The organism is Candidatus Tisiphia endosymbiont of Nemotelus uliginosus (assembly GCF_964264835.1).
Classification (GTDB): Bacteria; Pseudomonadota; Alphaproteobacteria; order Rickettsiales; family Rickettsiaceae; genus Tisiphia.
Window position 1 is genome coordinate 1,010,788 of sequence record NZ_OZ183485.1, and the last position, 18,277, is coordinate 1,029,064.

Annotated in this window: 15 protein-coding genes and 1 tRNA gene; 4 read left to right on the forward strand and 12 right to left on the reverse strand. The window is 33.2% G+C overall.

The genetic code is table 11. The features are described 5' to 3' along the window. Window positions 1-251 precede the first annotated feature (251 nt). The 3 genes from groL to ACFELV_RS04410 all read right to left on the reverse strand — a co-directional run bounded on the left by groL (window position 252) and on the right by ACFELV_RS04410 (window position 3,459). Window positions 252-1,916, reverse strand: coding sequence for a chaperonin GroEL (gene groL / locus ACFELV_RS04400; RefSeq protein WP_375326921.1), 1,665 nt, complete (start codon window positions 1,914-1,916; stop codon window positions 252-254). A 29-nt stretch (window positions 1,917-1,945) separates the two neighbouring features. Further along, complete coding sequence (locus tag ACFELV_RS04405) at window positions 1,946-2,233, reverse strand: co-chaperone GroES (protein WP_375326922.1); 288 nt, start codon at window positions 2,231-2,233, stop codon at window positions 1,946-1,948. Between the two features lie 446 nt (window positions 2,234-2,679). After that, window positions 2,680-3,459: an N-acetylmuramoyl-L-alanine amidase gene (locus tag ACFELV_RS04410; RefSeq protein ID WP_375326923.1), complete on the reverse strand. Its 780-nt coding sequence runs from the start codon at window positions 3,457-3,459 to the stop codon at window positions 2,680-2,682. A 159-nt stretch (window positions 3,460-3,618) separates the two neighbouring features. Between ACFELV_RS04410 and ACFELV_RS04415 the strand changes: the two genes are divergently transcribed. Then, window positions 3,619-6,543: a Tn3 family transposase gene (locus ACFELV_RS04415; protein WP_375326201.1), complete on the forward strand. Its 2,925-nt coding sequence runs from the start codon at window positions 3,619-3,621 to the stop codon at window positions 6,541-6,543. Continuing rightward, window positions 6,540-7,253 (forward strand): tyrosine-type recombinase/integrase, encoded by a 714-nt coding sequence (locus ACFELV_RS04420; RefSeq protein ID WP_375326202.1) that lies wholly within the window; start codon window positions 6,540-6,542, stop codon window positions 7,251-7,253. Before ACFELV_RS04415 ends, ACFELV_RS04420 begins: the two co-directional genes overlap by 4 nt. A gap of 30 nt (window positions 7,254-7,283) precedes the next feature. On the opposite strand, the gene ACFELV_RS04425 is transcribed toward ACFELV_RS04420, so the two are convergent. Continuing rightward, entirely contained in the window at window positions 7,284-7,511 is a 228-nt protein-coding gene (locus tag ACFELV_RS04425; protein ID WP_375326924.1) for a hypothetical protein, read from the reverse strand. Between the two features lie 516 nt (window positions 7,512-8,027). Here ACFELV_RS04425 and ACFELV_RS04430 point away from each other — a divergent pair. Beyond that, window positions 8,028-8,324 carry a hypothetical protein gene (locus ACFELV_RS04430; protein WP_375326925.1) on the forward strand — a complete coding sequence of 99 codons (297 nt, stop codon included), beginning with the start codon at window positions 8,028-8,030 and terminating at the stop codon, window positions 8,322-8,324. Here the strand turns inward: ACFELV_RS04430 and ACFELV_RS04435 are convergent. Then, window positions 8,302-10,155: an AAA family ATPase gene (locus tag ACFELV_RS04435; RefSeq protein ID WP_375326926.1), complete on the reverse strand. Its 1,854-nt coding sequence runs from the start codon at window positions 10,153-10,155 to the stop codon at window positions 8,302-8,304. The genes ACFELV_RS04430 and ACFELV_RS04435 overlap by 23 nt on opposite strands. Window positions 10,156-10,295: 140 nt before the next feature. Next, window positions 10,296-11,261, reverse strand: a complete 966-nt coding sequence (locus ACFELV_RS04440) for a sensor histidine kinase (RefSeq protein WP_375326927.1) — start codon at window positions 11,259-11,261, stop codon at window positions 10,296-10,298. A gap of 362 nt (window positions 11,262-11,623) precedes the next feature. Here ACFELV_RS04440 and ACFELV_RS04445 point away from each other — a divergent pair, with 362 nt between their 5' ends. Then, a complete protein-coding gene (locus tag ACFELV_RS04445; RefSeq protein WP_375326928.1) occupies window positions 11,624-12,418 on the forward strand; it encodes a DNA adenine methylase in 795 nt (264 codons plus the stop codon). Between the two features lie 37 nt (window positions 12,419-12,455). On the opposite strand, the gene ACFELV_RS04450 is transcribed toward ACFELV_RS04445, so the two are convergent. The 6 genes from ACFELV_RS04450 to ACFELV_RS04475 all read right to left on the reverse strand — a co-directional run bounded on the left by ACFELV_RS04450 (window position 12,456) and on the right by ACFELV_RS04475 (window position 18,109). After that, the gene (locus ACFELV_RS04450) at window positions 12,456-14,156 is read right to left on the reverse strand and encodes a hypothetical protein (protein ID WP_375326929.1); all 1,701 of its coding nucleotides are present in this window, start codon (window positions 14,154-14,156) and stop codon (window positions 12,456-12,458) included. Window positions 14,157-14,294: 138 nt separating this feature from the next. Continuing rightward, window positions 14,295-14,370, reverse strand: a tRNA-Ala gene (locus ACFELV_RS04455). 66 nt (window positions 14,371-14,436) lie between these two features. Further along, on the reverse strand, window positions 14,437-14,979 hold the full coding sequence (gene idi, locus ACFELV_RS04460) for an isopentenyl-diphosphate Delta-isomerase (RefSeq protein WP_375326930.1): 543 nt from the start codon (window positions 14,977-14,979) through the stop codon (window positions 14,437-14,439). Further along, window positions 14,976-16,274, reverse strand: coding sequence for a 3-deoxy-D-manno-octulosonic acid transferase (locus ACFELV_RS04465; protein ID WP_375326931.1), 1,299 nt, complete (start codon window positions 16,272-16,274; stop codon window positions 14,976-14,978). The genes idi and ACFELV_RS04465 overlap by 4 nt, the downstream gene beginning before the upstream one ends. Window positions 16,275-16,277: 3 nt before the next feature. Then, on the reverse strand, window positions 16,278-16,910 hold the full coding sequence (locus tag ACFELV_RS04470; protein WP_375326932.1) for a lysophospholipid acyltransferase family protein: 633 nt from the start codon (window positions 16,908-16,910) through the stop codon (window positions 16,278-16,280). Continuing rightward, window positions 16,907-18,109 carry a pyridoxal phosphate-dependent aminotransferase gene (locus ACFELV_RS04475; RefSeq protein ID WP_375326933.1) on the reverse strand — a complete coding sequence of 401 codons (1,203 nt, stop codon included), beginning with the start codon at window positions 18,107-18,109 and terminating at the stop codon, window positions 16,907-16,909. Before ACFELV_RS04475 ends, ACFELV_RS04470 begins: the two co-directional genes overlap by 4 nt. Between the last annotated feature and the right edge of the window lie 168 nt (window positions 18,110-18,277).

An 18,277-nucleotide genomic window follows, 5' to 3' on the forward strand; every position in this document is an offset into this window, starting at 1 on the left:
TTCAGTTTTTGTTGAGCTCATAATCACATTGAGATAATTAAATAAAAAAACACCAGGTTGCGTGAAGGAAATTTTTATAGAAGCGATTTATAGAGCATTTTGATCGAACAATAGTGGGAATTTTATAAGAATAGTAATACCTATTTCAAAAAAACTTCCGCTATTTTGCCGATAAAATACCCATAAATCAAGCGATAAACATTTCCTTCACACAACCTAGTGTTCTTTCTATAATGGCAGTAATAAATTATTTAGAAATCCATACCTCCCATACCTCCTCCCATGCCTCCCATACCTCCACGTGGCATAGGAGCGTCTTCCTTATCAGATGCATCATCCACAATCATAGCTTCAGCTGTAATTATTAGGGAAGCAACTGATGCAGCATTTTGCAGTGCTGTCCGTACAACTTTTGTGGGATCTATAATTCCAGACTTGATCATATCCACATAAATCATATCTTGGGCATTGAAGCCAAAATTCTTATCTTGGCTATCCAGGAGTTTACCCACAACCACCGCTCCATCCATACCAGCATTTTCGGCAATTTGCCTTACTGGAGCTTGTAAAGCCTTTTTGACAATATTAATACCGGCTTGTTGATCTTCGTTGGCACCTTTTACATTCTCTAAAGCCCTAGCAGCGTAAAATAAGGTAACACCACCACCTGCAACAACACCTTCTTCTACGGCAGCTCTAGTAGCGTGTAAAGCATCTTCTACCCGATCCTTCCTTTCTTTAACTTCCACTTCAGTGGCACCGCCGACTTTTAATATCGCAACTCCCCCAGCCAGTTTAGCTAAGCGTTCTTGCAGTTTCTCTTTATCATAATCTGAGCTAGTTTCCTCAATTTGTCGGCGAATTTGTAGACAACGTGATTCAATATCTGCTTTATTACCCGCCCCATCAATTATAACAGTATTTTCTTTAGAAATATTTACCCTTTTAGCAGTACCAAGCATAGTAATATTGACATTTTCAAGCTTCATACCTAAATCGTCAGTGATCAGATGTCCAGCTGTTAAAATAGCAATATCTTCCAGCATGAGCTTTCTTCTATCTCCAAACCCTGGTGCTTTTACGGCTGCCACTTTCAATCCACCACGTAACTTGTTTAGCACAAGCGTAGCGAGCGCTTCTCCTTCAACATCTTCGGCTATAATGAGTAATGGACGACCTGATTGTACTACAGCTTCAAGTATAGGTAATATTTGCTGTAAATTTGATAACTTCTTTTCAATGAGTAAAATATACGGATTCTCTAGTTCACTGATCATTTTTTCATTATTAGTAACAAAATATGGAGATAAATATCCTCTGTCAAACATCATTCCTTCAACTACATCTACTTCAAAGCTGAAGTTCTTAGCTTCTTCTACAGTGATCACGCCTTCTTTGCCAACTTTTGCCATAGCAATCGCAATATTGGTACCAACCTCTTTATCATGATTTGCTGATACGGTTGCAACTTGTTCAATTTCTTCTTGATTACTAATTTTTTTGCTGACGTCTTTAATGGCTTCTACTACCACATTCACAGCGGTGTCTATCCCACGTTTTACATCCATAGGATTGCCGCCGGCTGCTACCACTTTATAACCTTCTTTAGCAATTGCATGAGCTAAAATAGTGGCTGTAGTGGTCCCATCGCCAGCAACATCTGCGGTTTTACTAGCTACCGATTTTACTAATTGAGCTCCAAGATTTTGTTCCTTGTTTTTTAGAGTCATAGCTTTCGCAACAGTGACCCCATCTTTGGTAACCTTTGGCGATCCCCACGATTGCTCAATCAAAACATTCTTGCCTTTAGGGCCTAAAGTCACCCCTACAGTTTTTACTACAATCTCTATACCTTTTAACATTTGTTCACGTGCACCTGTGCCGTATGTTATTATTTTTGCTGTATTCTCTGCCATATTAATTATTCTCCTTAAAAATAAAATTATTAACTAATTATTCCCATCACATCACTTTCTTTCATGATGATCAATTCACGCCCATTAATTTTCATTTCAGTGCCGGCCCATTTTCCATAGAGAACTTTATCTCCAACTTTAATTTCAAGTGGTTGGATACTACCATCTGTGCCCCTGATTCCTTTACCAACAGCTATTACTATACCTTGCATTGGCTTTTCCTTAGCGGTATCAGGAATAATAATTCCCCCTTGCGTTTTTTCTTCTTGTTGGATTGCCTCGATTGCAATTTTATCATATAACGGTCTAAACGACATCTTCACCTCCATATTAGTTTATAACTTATTAAATGTATATTCTATATAGGCTTAATTTATAACAGTTCAAGAGAGTGATAGAAAAATTTTTATTTTTAATGAATTTAATGCTTTCAGAAATTTAGGGAATGGTAAACATTTCTGTGAAAATTGGGTTACTAGAAATTTTGGGCATCTTTTCAGGGGAGTGGCATGTATGAGATACATGTCTTGGAGATATTTTAGAGCAATTTGGAATTGGAGCAATAGGTTAATAGTTTCCTTGCAGAATATAAACTATAGGAACTTCAAGAACTGGCTCTATAGCGTTTTCCAAGATCTGCAATGCTCACCGCACCCTAATAATGTGCTGCTTGTGGCTCCTCGATTGTGCTATTTCTCGACTGTGCTATTTGCCTATAGCCTTCGTTCTTCTTGAAGCTCCTGGAGCATACAAAGGAAGCTGATCAGCAGAACGCCATGTAATTAGCGGCATCCCACTGAATTGCCACGTTTTCAATTGGTGCTACTCCAAGCAGATCATTCAGTATATTATTACTGTTTTCATCCCAGCTAGCTAATCTTGCTTTAGCATAAAGTTCACCGGGGTCCCTATATAACACTTCATCATATAGTTTCTTTAATTCAGGATTGGCTATAATTTGAGGCCCAAGAAAATGTAAGTTAAATTTCAGCATATTGATTTGCAGCTGAGAATAATTTGGCTCCTCCATACTATTGGGGCTTGTGCGCATTCCTAATTTATTAAATTTATATAATAGTGCTGGAATCTTTTCTCGGTGGTAAGTTATATGGTTATTTGAAGGTAAATGAGACATTATCATATCTGGGTTATCTTTTCTGACTATATTAGACCATAAACCTATTCCATGTGCCGCAAATTTTTGCCATGGAAAATATGGCCCAGGCGCAATAGAATCTCCTAGCGTCCAATCTGATAAAGCAATGACATGACGTGGGTTAATATGATATTTATATATTAGATCTGTACATAAATATATATTTTTCTCCACTTGTACTGAGGTAAAAGGTTCTCGCCCATTATTTATTGACATAATACTTATAGAGACATGATTCATTTCATCATTTTTCAACTTATCTGTTGTGCTAGGATTTAAGATACTATCAGTTTTTAGCTCTCCACATTTGTAAGACCATACTTTTTTATTATCTGGGACTAATTGATAAATTGGACCAGTGTTAAGGTAGCTGCGATGAGCCGCCACATTTAATGCAAAGTTCTAACTTTTTAAGTTCCTAAAAGAATATTGTTGACACTTTTTGATATTTATATTAAAAGATATAGCTCATAATATTTAATTATAGGTAGTATTGTTCGTAAATAGTACCGATATTAGGTATTCTAGGAATATACAAAATAATATATGTCAAATTTACTATCATTAGAAGATTTTAATCTATGCAACACAAAAACTGGTAAAATCAATCAACTAGCTTTTGGAGTAATGTTAATTTATTTTCGGTCTCACATTAAATTCCCTGCAGCAGAAGAAAAACCAATATCATTAAAATTAATATCAGCCATTGCTTCAGAGTTGGATATTGAAGAGTCTATTCTTTCAAAATTTAATTGGAGCGGTAGAACAGCCGAAAGATATCATCAGGATATTAGAAAATATTTGGGATATCGCCAAGCAAATAATAATGATGTTTTAATATTTACAGAATATCTAACAAATAATATTCTACCTCATTATCCATCTAATGAATTATTAATGGAGCAGACTAGGTTATTTTTTGACCAAAATAAAATTGTACTATTCAAGAAAAAACAGTTGGATCGTTATGTTGCTTCAGCAAAGCATCAATTTGAACAAAAATTTCTTGAAAAGATATTTAAAAGTTTAAGTCAAGATAACTGTTATTTGATTGAGCAAATCCTTGAACAAAGCGAACAGTCAAAGAATGGTATTATAGAATTATCAGAGTTAAAAAATGATATACCTGGGGTTAGGCTAAAAAATGTTAATTTTGCTTTGGATAAGATCGCTTTATTAAAACAAATTACTTTGCCCAAATCGATTGTAGATTTAGTAGATAGAAAATTACTGCTGAAATATTATGATCGTATCATGGCTTTATCGCCTAGTAATATTTTAGAGTTTAGCCCTGTGGCAAAATATGCGACTATGGCAATATTCTGTTATATAAGATTGCAGCTAATATTAGATAGTTTAGCTGATACATTAATTAAGCTTATAAAACGTATGCGTTCTAGTTCTGAAAAATACGTAGATAACTATATTGTAAAGGAGGTTAAGCGTGTTGATGGAAAATTTGATATTCTAGAGAAATTAGCATCTTTATCAATTAACAATCCTAAAAGTACAATTGAAGATAAGATTTACCCTGAAGTTTCTAAAGAAAAACTAGAAGCAATAATTACTGATTTACAGCAACGCGGTAAATGGTATCAACAACAGGTACAAAATAAGATTCATTCAAAGTATGCGTATGGAAGTAGAACCACACTACTACCAATACTACAAACTTTTCAGTTAAAAGAAGATAACTCTAGTTATCAACCGATTTTAAAAGCTGTTGAATTTATTAATAAGTACTGGAATGAATCAGACTCAGAGTATTATGAAACGGAGCCGCCTATTGAAGGTATAATACCTACAAATTGGCATCCAATGGTTGTTCAAGTAGATAAAGATGTGATTAAAGTTAATAAATATAACTATGAGCTTGCCGTTTTAGAAGAATTGAAGCGTTTTTTAAACTTCAAAGCAATATGGATTAAAAGAAGTTATCGATATAGAAATCCTGAAGAAGATATACCAAAAGATTTTGAACAAAAAAAGCAACAATATTATCAAGAACTTGGTCTACCTTTAGATGATAAGGAGTTTATTACAAAGTTACAAAATGCCTTAGAAAGGGGTTTAGAAAATCTAAATAGCAAAATACCTAATAATAATCTTGTTAAAATCAAGACAAGTACTGTTGGGAAGAATATTACTATTACCCCATCAGAAGCACAAAAAGATCCAAATAACATCATTGCACTACAAAAGGAAATTACAGGTAGGTGGTCAAGTATAAACCTTATTGATATTTTAAAAGAAACTGATCTACTTACCAATTTTACACAGCAAATGGAAACTATTGCTAAAAGTAGTAGTATTGAACCGTCAGGCCTTAGAAAAAGACTTTTATTGTGTTTATATGGTATAGGTAGCAATACAGGATTGAAGAGAATAAGTATTGCCAATGGTGATGTTAATTACAGCGATTTACGTTATATTAAGAAGAGGTATATTAATGCTACAAATGTTAGAAACTCTATTCGTCTAATTATTAACAATATTCTCAAAATACGTAATCCAGATATTTGGGGAGAAGCAACAACATCAGTAGCATGCGATTCAACAAAGATAAGTAGTTGGGATCAAAATCTTATTAATGAGTGGCATCACCGTTATCAAGGTCGAGGAGTAATGATTTATTGGCATGTTGATAAGAAATCATTATGTATTTATTCACAATTAAAAAGTTGTTCATCTTCAGAAGTAGGATCAATGATTAAAGGTATAATTGATCATGATACAGAGATGAACATGAACAGAGTATTTGTTGATACTCATGGTCAAAGTGTGATAGGTTTTGCTATTAGCTACTTACTTGATTTTGATTTACTACCTAGATTAAAAGCAATAAATAAACAAAAACTTTATGGGGTTGCATCTGGAGATAAATGGAAATACCAATATATTTCTGAAATAATTAAAGGTGGTATCAATTGGAAATTAATTGAGGAGAATTACAATGAAGTCGTTAAACATCTTGTAGCATTAAAATTGGGTATTGTAGAACCTGATGTATTAGTAAAACGTTTTAGTAATAATAATTACGAACATCCTGTATATAGAACTTTGTTAGAAATTGGTAAAGCAAATAAAAGTATTTTCCTATGTAAATACCTAGATTCAGAATATCTTAGAATTGAAATCAATGAAGGGTTGAATGTAGTAGAACGCTTAAATTATATAATGGATTTTATTTTCTATGGGAAACTAGGAGAGCTCACAACAAACAATATTGGTGATCAAGAATTATCAATATTATGTCTACATTTATTACAAGCTTGTATTGTCTATATTAATACTCTTCTTATTCAGCAAGTATTATCTGAGCCTCACTGGCGAAACAAACTGACTCCTGAAGATTACAGGGCATTAACACCGTTACTTTCAACGCATATTAATCCATACGGTTTGTTCCCAATTGATTTTAACCAACGTATATTAATATATTCGCAAGCTGGGTCGGGGTATTACCGATGACAATAATAAACCGTACTCCTGTAAGAGAAAAAGCCAAATACTTTTTGAAGGATTTAAAAAAGGAACAACCAGATTATAATTACTTGAGAGAATTATTTAGACATATTCGTAAAGAACTCGATATAACAGTAGACAATAGCACCACAAAGAAATTACCTTATGTACCAACAGAAGAGGAAATTAGTAAGTATTATAAGGCTGTATGGAAATCAAGAAATATGAAGCATGTAATAATTATTAAGACGTTACTTTATACTGGGGTACGAGTATCGGAATTGGTAAAAATAAAAATATCAGATATAGATTTAGATAGTTGTCAAATTAGAATTAACCACGGAAAGGGTAGTAAAGATAGAATAGTTCCGTTTCCTAATGCATTTACAGAAGTATTAGCTGTACACATTGAAAGTGCAAAGAAAAATAAGACAGTTTACCTATTTGAATCTAGTTGGAAGAAACCGTATTCTGATCGAGGTATTAGGAAAATATTAATGAATTACACAAAAGAAGCTGGCATTGAGAATTCAATATCACCACATAAATTACGGCATTTTCTTTTTACATGGATGAAGAAAAAAGGCGTGGATGATGCATTAATCCAACCTTATTCGGGGCATGATAGTCGTCAATCACTTGAAATATATTCAAAATTATCACTCGTAGACTGCCAACCAGAGTATGAAAAAAAGATTAAAGAATTCCCTGTTTAAATGTGGCGGCTCATCGCAGCTACCTTAACACTAGTCCAGGATACTACTTTCCAACCTTTCACATACTTCCTGCTGTTGGAAAATCATCGCTTGATGATTTTCGTGAGTATACTTCCTACAGAATTTATCTTGATATTCAGCAAGTGATAGGTTCATTAAGGCTTTGGCATAAGTAACTTTTGCCTTTTGCAGATTAGATTGGCTATTTTTGTCTTCATATTGTGAATATTTCTTTTGTAATTCTTCGAGCTTCAACAAATTTTTATAATGTATAATTAGTCATATGATTATCCTTGTCAGTTGAAATAAAAACATCGTACAAAGTTTATTCCTCCATACAGTCTATTGTATAATATAGCGCAATTATAGTCAAATAATAAAGTACAAAAATGTACTTTATTTGTACTATCTATTATATAATTTATGGTAATTATATTGTATATTTTTCGCTACTTAGTAGCGTTATTTATTATAAGATTTATCTAAAGCTCAAGTAAATCCTATATAAGAAAACCATAGATAGTATAGTGATGCAAGCTTTACAAAACTTTTTCTTTGAACCAGCATTTTTATCCTATTAACACGGAACTAACCTTATAGTTTGTTCGAAGAACAAAAGCAACTTTCTTTGACAAAATATGTAATATTTTGTATATTGTTTTTTTATTTTCTCTATTATTTAGGTCTTTTTCTTGACATAGATTGTGCTATTATATATACTAAATTGTACCGCGATATTATTGATTATTCTATTAAAATATAGGGGAACATATTATGCCAAGAGACCCGGTAACAGCACTAGAAAAACTGAAGAAAATTGAGGAGAAAAAACAGAAAGTATTAATAACCCGTAGAGAGGATTTATTAGAAATTGTTAATAGTTGTAATGCCATGACCATTGATGATCAGCTACTTGCAGGATTCCTACTATTTGCTATGAATGAGCAGAATACGCAACATCCTATGTTCAAGGAATTTATACAATTAGCTAAAACTACTCTCGATCCCCGTAAATTATTAGCTAAAAAACACAAGGCTGTAAAAAGAGTCAATCCACTTGATAATGCATGACAACCTCCTTACGACAAAAAGCCAAAGCAATCTTGATAATTTTTTTAACATGAGCTTGTTCCTTTAGTTTAGCATCATATTGCTTATTTATAATTTGCTGTAATCCTATTTCTGCAATAGATTCTAACTCTTCTGAAGTTTTAGCTATTTTATACTCAATAATAATGGCACTGTCATGTTTCCCAGTTTGAGGTATTAAGATGATATCAGCTCGACCGCTACCGGTTTCCCTTTCGCTGTCTATTATATAACTTGCAGATAAGGTATGGACTAAACCAAGCATAAAACCACTGTAAAATAGCTCTGCTTTTTTCCCGCCTGTTTGGTGAAAACTAGTCGCACCACTTAGTAATTCCTGCAATCTCTCTTTAAATTCTTCTAGTCGGCCGCTTGGTAGTAAAGTAACAAAAGGATAATATAGCGAACTATCGATCTTTAATTTATTGCTTACCCATTGCAATAGCCTTGTTTCATATATATATCCTACTTCTTTATTAGGCACAGATAATTCATAAATGTTTTTTGTTGGCTCAAGGGCAGTCGGATTTAAATAACCACTAAATAATAATAGGCTAAATAATCCAGCCCGCGTGTTAATATCAGCAAAACTTATTTGCTTGGTAATAGGAGAAATAATGCTTTTACTAGCAGATAAATTTTGCAAATCTTCTTGTATTTCATCTGACAATAATGCCTTATCAACAAGCGAAGTTCCCCCGCTATCTAACCAGTAATGATCTAACTCACCCTCACGCGTCAGACATTGCATAATAGACCATGGGTTATAGATAATTTCTCCACCAAATGTATAACCATTATACCAATCTTTAATTTTGTCGTGAGTAGTGCTAGTTGGTACTTTTCGTAGTAATTCATCAACTTCTACTTGGGTAAATCCATAAAACTTAGCAAATTTTTTATCCAATAAAGTATATTCACTAACATTATTCAAATCTGAGAATAAATTAGCTTTAGCAACCTGTAATATGCCAGTAATTATGCCTTTTTCTAAAGAAGTATTGGTTTTTAGGCCGCTACCAAACATCCCTCGGAATATTTGTAGAACATCGTTAAACTCTTTTGCTTTATCGCCAAATTCGAGGTAGGAACTATTGATCGGAGTATCATATTCATCAATTAGTATGTAAACTTTCTGGCCAAAGTGCATAAAAAGTAATTCACTTAAGAAACCTAGACTATTCTCTATATCTAATTTGCTAATATTACCATTAAAGTAGTGGGTTAGTTGTTGTTTTTGAGTATTGGATAATAATTTCGTGCTTTTTTGGCAATATTGTTCTAAATACCTATGTTTTCCATATAATTTTATTATTTGCATTTGTATCTTAGACTCTATCTCCTGGTAGTTGCTACCCTTCACATCCTTAAAATTTATGGAAATAACAGGAAATTGTCCTTGATATTCAGAGATAACATCTGGATACTGCGCTATTTGAAGTTGTTTAAGTAACTTCTTCCTACCGGTTGCTAATCCTAAATCTATTTCACCGCCCACAAACAATTTATCATTAACCCTTTGCTCGAGCGGTAAACGATCACCATTTTCATCCACTTCTATTTCAAAGAACTTTTTGAGCATATCCATATTCAAGCTCTTACCCCAGCGCCTTGGCCTGGTAATGAGAATTACTTTACCACTATCTTGTAGTATTTCCTTAATCATTAGGCTTTTATCAACGAATACATCGCTATTAACTACTAAGTCATAGAACTCATCCGTACCTACCAGCATTTTAGGTGGCTTATTAGCCATTGGGACGGGAGTAATAGCTTGATGTATTGAATTAGTATCCGAAAGTTTACTGATCATATTAATTGATTATCCTTGCGAATTGCCATAGTCTTTATAATCAAAAAATTATAACATAAATAAGTTGGATCACTAAGTAAATTTAAACAAATGATCTATGGCTGTAAGCTTAGAAAACTTACAGCCATGTTGTAGCCTCACTACTCAAAATCAGTACTGTTTAGCAGTGTTACCGGGATTTTACACTCAACAGTAGTGGTTTTACCCTCTTCACTGCTAAGTTCAATTGCACCATGCATTTCATGGATAAGTTGCCTCACAAACATTAACCCCAATCTTAGCCCTTTGCACTGAGTAGCAGAACTATGGTTACCAAAATCTTCACACATATCTTGTTGTTTCTCTAGAGGGATGCCAATCCCAGTATCATGAACAATAAATTGTAATATCCGATCTCTATCATCTTGTTCCACAACATCAAAATCATAGTTATCTTTAAAGCTTCTAGCAGAAAATAGATTAGCAGTAATTACGATAACTCCTTCTTTGGTAAATTTAATACTATTGCCAACTAGTTGATCTAATATTGCTTGAATTCGGTAGCTATTACCTACCACAATATCAGGCATCTCATAATGCACATTAGATACTAATCTTATTCCCTTATGTGATGCTGCGGCCCCAGCTTTAGCAATAATTGCTTCCACTAATTTCTTAGGGCTAAACGCTTGCAAAACTATGGAAGTTAATCCGTCATTACTTTGCAGAAGCTCATATAGATCATTAGAATAATCGAGCAGCGCTTTAGCACTATCCATAATAGTAGCTAAATGATTTTTTACTTCAGGATTTTGCTCCATTTCATAGAGCGCAGCTACTTGCGCAAAAATTCCATTACAAGGAACATGGATACTATGGCCAATATTTTTGATTAAGTCCATTTTAGTTAGTTCAGCTGCTTGCAATTGTTTCTTGGTTTTTTGTAATTCTAATTCTAGGCTTTTAAATTTAGTAATATCTACATAATTCTCGTGGCAGCTAATTATATCAACTTCTTGGCTAGATGCTGGGACCAGTGTGGCAAATATTGGAGCAAGTTTAACGATCCAGCCTTTTTCTGCAATTTGATTTTGATCTTGTTGTTGATTTTTAACATTATTTGTCATACTATTCCTGTACTGTTTGGGTTAAACAAATGGGTAGCACAGAGGTAAAGTAGTAAGATTTCTAGCTTTTAACTTATCCTCTGTGCTTGATACTACATTAGTGTAGTATCTAATCAGCAGAGATATCAGCATTATTTTGAGGAGTACAGAGGATTTCTTAAACAAGCTGTTCAGATTTTACCAACAACTCTAAAGAGCTGTAAATTAGAGACAGATAGAAATTATATTTCTAAGAACACAAAAAAATACAGTGATAATCTTGCACTACAAAGCAGAAAAAACCTCTGTAGCCCGCACTACCACTGGTATTTCAGCTGCACTTATAGTATAATTTATTATTGATATTTATACTGGTAAGGTTTATGCTACCTACTTCTAATAACCCCCAACCATTTTTGCAATGGGTTGGTGGGAAAAGAAAAATTACTGATAACTTAATTGAATATATCCCAGCAGGGTTAAATAATTATTACGAACCATTTCTTGGTGGGGGTGCACTATTTTTCCAAGTAAAACATATGTTCAAAAAATGCTTTTTATCCGATATTAATCTTGATTTAGTTACTAGCTACAATAGTGTTAAAAAAGATCAGGGTGAGGTAAGTAAATTACTGGAATCCCATCAAGAAAATCATTCTAAAGAATATTATTACCAAGTTAGGGATAATAATGTTAACAATCCTAGTAAGATTACTGCCAGATTTATATATCTTAACAGGTACGCTTTTAAAGGTATTTATCGTGTAAAGAAAGATGGTAAACTTGCGGTGTCCTTTTCTAGCAAAATCCATGCTACTTCTGATCTGGATAACAGACTACGTCAATGTAGCAGTTTTTTAGCTAATACCTGCATTTACGCCATAGATTTTTCCTTCATTGAACCTAAAAAGAACGATTTTGTATATTTGGATCCACCATACCACCAATCAGGTGAGACATTTTATACCACCTTATCCTTTGATGAAAATGAACAAATAAGATTGCGAGATTTTGTTAAAGAATTAGATAATAAAGGGGTCAAAACTATGATCTCTAATAGTGACACCCCTTTTATCAGAGATCTTTATAAAGGTTTTAATATCCGTACCGTAGATATAAAATATTCCATCCCAGAGCAAAGAAAAACCTCTTATGAAGTGATTATTACAAATTACTAAATATTAGGTTAGGTAATAAACATATTTATCCTACCTATTACAGTCCCCTTAATTTGCTCTCCTTATCTGCTTGCTCTAGCTTAAAAGTAAAATTTTGGGCTTGAAAAGCCAATCTTAAATCTCCCATATAACGCTGTCTTACTAGATAGTCAATAAAGGGCGTAGTGGGTTTAAGAATTACTTGGCTGGTAACCTTATCTTCTTCTACCACTGCTAATTTACTAAATGTACTACTATCCGCATATTTACCATGTTCTTCAATCAAAGATCGCCTGACCTTATACCATACTGAATCTGGATCTAGCTTGTTGAGCCCTGACAAATTATGATGCTTCTTATCTTCACCTTGAATCTGTTGTTTTGGTGCTGTAGTTTGTACAAATGGGATAATCTGCAATTGTTTAATTTTATTGCCATACACTAGCTGCACTTGCCCTAATATCTTAGCTTTAATATGCTCAAGCAACATGATATCCTTTAATAACTTCAGTTGATACTGATTTTCTACTACTGAACCAAATTTACAACTAGTCAATAACTTATAAGCAGTATTAGGCTCAAATATTCCTGCTATTTTCCGCTTTAGTTGTGCCTGCTTGCTAGTATCGAGGCTTCGTTCTACTTTCTCCAAATATTGCTCTTTTAATTTTTCAGGATCGTTAGATTTGAACTGAAAATTGTTGTTATTAACCTTGATACTTTCGCGGAATTCATGCACCAAGGCTTTAGTCATATAGTTCAGTACCACCTTTTTGTTACAAAAATGATGGTTAGGATATTGATCTGCTAATTTCAGTAACAGTTTGTTAATGAAGCTGAGATTAAACTCTCGATTTGATCTAATTTGCAGTAAATCAGCATCTTTTGCGGTTAGTGGGTGGAACGCTGCTAATCTTTTTCTTTTGAACCAGCCTTTATTATTATCAGGCACTGAAGCATTAAGATATGGAGAGATTGCTGAATTATTGCCATTAGAATCAGCAATTTTTCGTATCACAGAGGGAAGGGTAGCAGCTGCGTTGCCATTTTTAGTTAGCTCCTCATTTTGGTTTATATCCCTTTCTGCTTGCGCCCCTTCAGATTGAAGATTCTGCACTTGCAGCTTCTGAAACACTGCTACTTGCTGTTCTGCTTGCTCCTGTAGTGGTGTTTGCTCTTGTGACTGTACTGGCTCATTTCTATCAACAACATTTTTTAGAAACTCAGATTCGCTAGATCTAGATATATTAGATTTATTATTAATATCTATAATATTGTCTACCTGAAATTTTTTTCGGGTTGACACGAAATTTCTTTCAGCTTCACCTGAAAATTTTTTCAGGTAAGGCTGAAAATTTTTTGCCAATTTGATGCAAGGAGTGTTACGACATTTTATGTGCTGTTTCACTACAGTTGCATTATGCAAATGAATAAAACCACTTTCTTGCAATTCCAGCATACATTGCCTAATACGCCTTTGACAAACACCCAATGATTGCTCAAAGAAATGATAATTTTCTTGTAATTCCTCGTCTTGCAGATTGCTACCGCTATTATGATAAACCTGGAGGCGGAAAACTATTAGTGACAATAATTGCTTAGCGGTTTTGCTTAAAGTTTTACCAGCATTATTTTTAAGGTCACGCCATTCTGGGGGAACAAAATTACCAACAAAATTGTAGTAAATAATAGCATTATTATCACTATTGTTAATAGTAACAGGTGTGGAGGTAGATAAAGAGCTGACTAATTGCTGCATAAACCTGCCTGCTGAACATCAGATCCGGAAAGGGTTTGAAAGCATTTATAACAGCTATTTTGGCAACCATGAGCAGCATATAGGCAGCATATAGATTTTTGAGGAGAGGAAGTAGAACCCCAAAAGCTGATAGGTATATGGTGGAGCCAGGGGGAATCGAACCCCCGACCTTTTGAATGCCATTCAAACGCTCTACCAACTGAGCTATGACCCCGTTAAGAATATTTAAGTATTTACAAAAAACATTATTAAGTTCAGCTTTATACTATAATTGTAGCAATTAATCTATAAAATGTTTAAATATTTTATTAACTCTCAATAGATTAATTTCTTCTTTACACCAAGGGGTAAACTTATTTGCATGTTTTTGTAGGTATAAATTAAAGGTAGTCCAGTCTAAAAATTTTATTTCTGATACTTCTTGGATATTTAGAGTAACTACCTCATCTGTTATCGCCAAATATATAGGACATATTTCATTTTCTAGAATATTATCGAGGCTAAATTTATACCTGTACTCACTAATAAAATATAGTTTTTGTAAAGTTCCTATCCCTAATTCAAATTTTGCATGTCTATAAATCGCTTGTTCATCAGTTTCATGAATTTGCGGATGCCCGCAAAAACTATTTGACCAAAAGCCACCCCAGGTTTTTTTTGTATTACTTCTTCTTTGGATTAACAATTCTTTATTACTATTAAACAAAAATACTGAAAATCCTCGGTGTAATTTAGTGGTAGCATTATGTGCTATCAACTTATCTTGTGTGCCTAGGATATTATTGCATTCATCCACTAACACTACATGTGCTGAATTAGTCATTTTAATATTTTCCCTGGTAAATATTGTTCTATAACAGCTAAATAATTATGTAAGATCTGCTGGTTTTTATGCATAAATTTTAAAGCATTAGTTTGATAAGTTTTGACTTCCTTAAAACCTTCTGTAGAGAATAGGTCCATTATTTTAACTAATAATTCTTTCTCATCTTGAATTTGGATAGCAGCGTTGTTATTAATCATATTACTTGCCATATCAGCAAAGTTACTCATATCTGGGCCAAATATAATATAATTAGAAAAATATGCTGGTTCAAGTATATTGTGCCCTCCCTGGTTAAATGAACCTCCGATGAAAGTGAGATAAGCTAAGCTAAAAAATAGCCCGAGTTCCCCGAAAGTATCAACAATATAAAGATCATCAGTGATTAATGGCACATTCTGCTTTGATTTTAGGCTATAAGCTATCCCCAGTTTCTGACACTTTAAAGCTATATCATCCTTACGTTCAGGATGACGAGGAATCAAAATAAAATAGCAATCCGGATATTGGCGCTTAATTGGTTTTATGATATTAAAAAACACCTGCTCATCTTCGATGTGTGTACTTGCAAAGACAATAATTTTTTTATTATTGAAGTGCGTTTTTAAAGTGTTCAACTCAAGTTTATTCACTGCTAGCGGCTTGTTAGCAAATTTAATATTACCTAGATTAATTATATTATTTGTTATGCCAAGCTGAGTAAATTTATTAAAATCTTTGTCACTCTGTACTATAATTTGACTAAAATTATAGACAACTGCTCTAAAAACGTAACTTAACTTCTTCCAGGATTGAAATGATTTATCCGAAAGACGGGCATTCACTAATAATAATTTGCAATATTTAGCTCCTTGGTCTATTAGAGCCGGCCATAATTCTGATTCAATGAAAATCCCCAGTTTAGGTTGCCAATGACTAAAAAACTTTTTAACAAAAATAATATTATCTATTGGAATGAACTGATGAATAACATTTGGTGGTAATTTTTTCTGCAATAAAGCAGTAGATGATGTAGTGCCAGTAGTAATAAGAAATTTTAAAGTGGTTTTTGCGCTTTCAGTTTTAAGCCAAAGACTGTTAATAGCATCAATTAAAGTAAGGGCTATATTAGATTCACCAATACTAGCTGCGTGGAACCAAATTAAAAGATCGTTTTTTTTAGGTGATATTTTACTAATAGCAAAGCGTTCACAAAGATGTTTTATATCTTCTTTTCCTTTAAAAGTTCTAAATATAAGTAATACAAAATATACAGGTAGAAAGAGAAAACTTAATATATGGTAGAAATAAATCATAAATTATACATACTCCATTAATACTTGTCGTAAATTTATATTATCCTGATATTCATCCCCTGTTAATACCAAAGGTACACCTATGGTCACGGTAATCTTGCCAAAGGGTAGAGGCATAATTAGTTTATCCCAACTATTTAATAGAAAATATTTAGAAGCATTACAAGATACTGGTATTACTTTTATATTGTATTTTTGAGCAACTTTATTAATATTGCTGTTTATCTGATAAATAGGTCCCCGTGGTCCGTCTGGCGTAATAACTATATTACTATTATTACGTAATTTAGTGATAATTGTTTTTAAGGCGATCACTGCTTCCTTGTTAGTGGAACCTCTTATTATATCAAAGCCAAATTTCCCTACTATTTTACTAATTATTTTACCATCTGAATGGGGAGAAATAAGCGCATAAATATCTTTATGGCCCAAAAACATCCCTGGACCAAAAGCAAGTCGATTATGCCACAAAGCAAAAATGGCTCTTTTTTCAGTTAAAAATTTTTCCTTAGTATAATTTTGCGGGTAAATAAATTGCCAACGAGAGGTAGAATATACAATTTTCAAGTAAGAATATAGTAAAATAGTAGTGATATTAAGTATAAATTGATTCTTTTTAAAAAATTTTTTTATCACTGTAATTGCTTACAAGCCCTCTCTATACGTAAGCAGCCTTCTTGTAAATTATCCATTGAAGTGGCATACGAAATTCTAAAATATCCTTCTACACCAAACGCAATACCAGGTACCACGGCCACCCCACTTTCTTCTAAGAGATATTGAGCAAAATCATTACTGTCTTTGATAATTTTGCCCTTAGGAGTTTTTAGCCCGAATACACCTTTACATTGAGGAAATAAATAAAAAGCTCCCTCGGGCTTATAACAGCTAAGAGTCGTTATATTATTCAAAATAGATAGGGCTAAATCGCGTTTTTTTTCAAAATTGTTGGTGTTAACTTTAATAAAATCTTGCCTTCCAGTTAAAGCTTCTATAGATGCCATTTGACTTATAGAAGAGGGGTTGGAGGTGCTTTGGGATTGAATTATAGTCATAGCCTTAACTAAGGGCTTAAATCCTGCCCCATATCCAATCCGCCAACCTGTCATAGAATATGATTTTGATACCCCATTTACAGTAAATGTTCTATCTTGTAAATCCGGAGCGATTTGAGCAAAAGTATAATATTGAAAATTATCAAAAACAATGTGTTCATATATATCATCAGACATAATATTGATATGTGGATGGTTTCTTAATAATACTGCAATCTCTTCTAGTTCCGTGCGAGTATAGGCGGCGCCTGTAGGATTGCTTGGGGAATTGATAATCAACCACTTAGTTTTAGAATTAATTATTCTTTCTAATCCTTCTAGATTAAGTTTAAAATTATTAGCTATATCACAATTAATAAATACTGGCGTACCACCAGCTAGAAGCACCATATCAGGATAGGAAACCCAGTAAGGACTCGGAATAATGACTTCATCGTCCTTATCTAGAGACGCCATAAACAAATTGTATATTACTTGTTTTGCACCATTTGATATTATTATTTCATCTAAACCATACTCCAGTTTATTTGCATTTTTAAATTTAGCTTGTACTGCTTGTTTCAGTTCTAATATTCCAGATACATCAGTATATTTTGTGATGCCATCTCTTACCGCCTTAATCGCAGCTTCTTTAATGTTATCTGGAGTATCAAAATCTGGTTCACCTGCTCCTAAGGATATTATGTCCCTACCTAATTTTTGCAATTCAATAGTTTTATTCACTATAGATAAGGTGGGCGAAGGTTTTACCAAGTCTAAGCGTTTAGAAATAAGTGACATGATTTATAAAATTCCGAATAAATTAGTTGTGGTATTATAGAAGATATATTACTCATCAATGAAAAATTATTATATTTAATTTATAGTATTAAATTTATCTCCTATAACACAAGTTAATAATTATTTGATTGATAATTCATGTATAATATTAGCAAAATTGAGCTATAA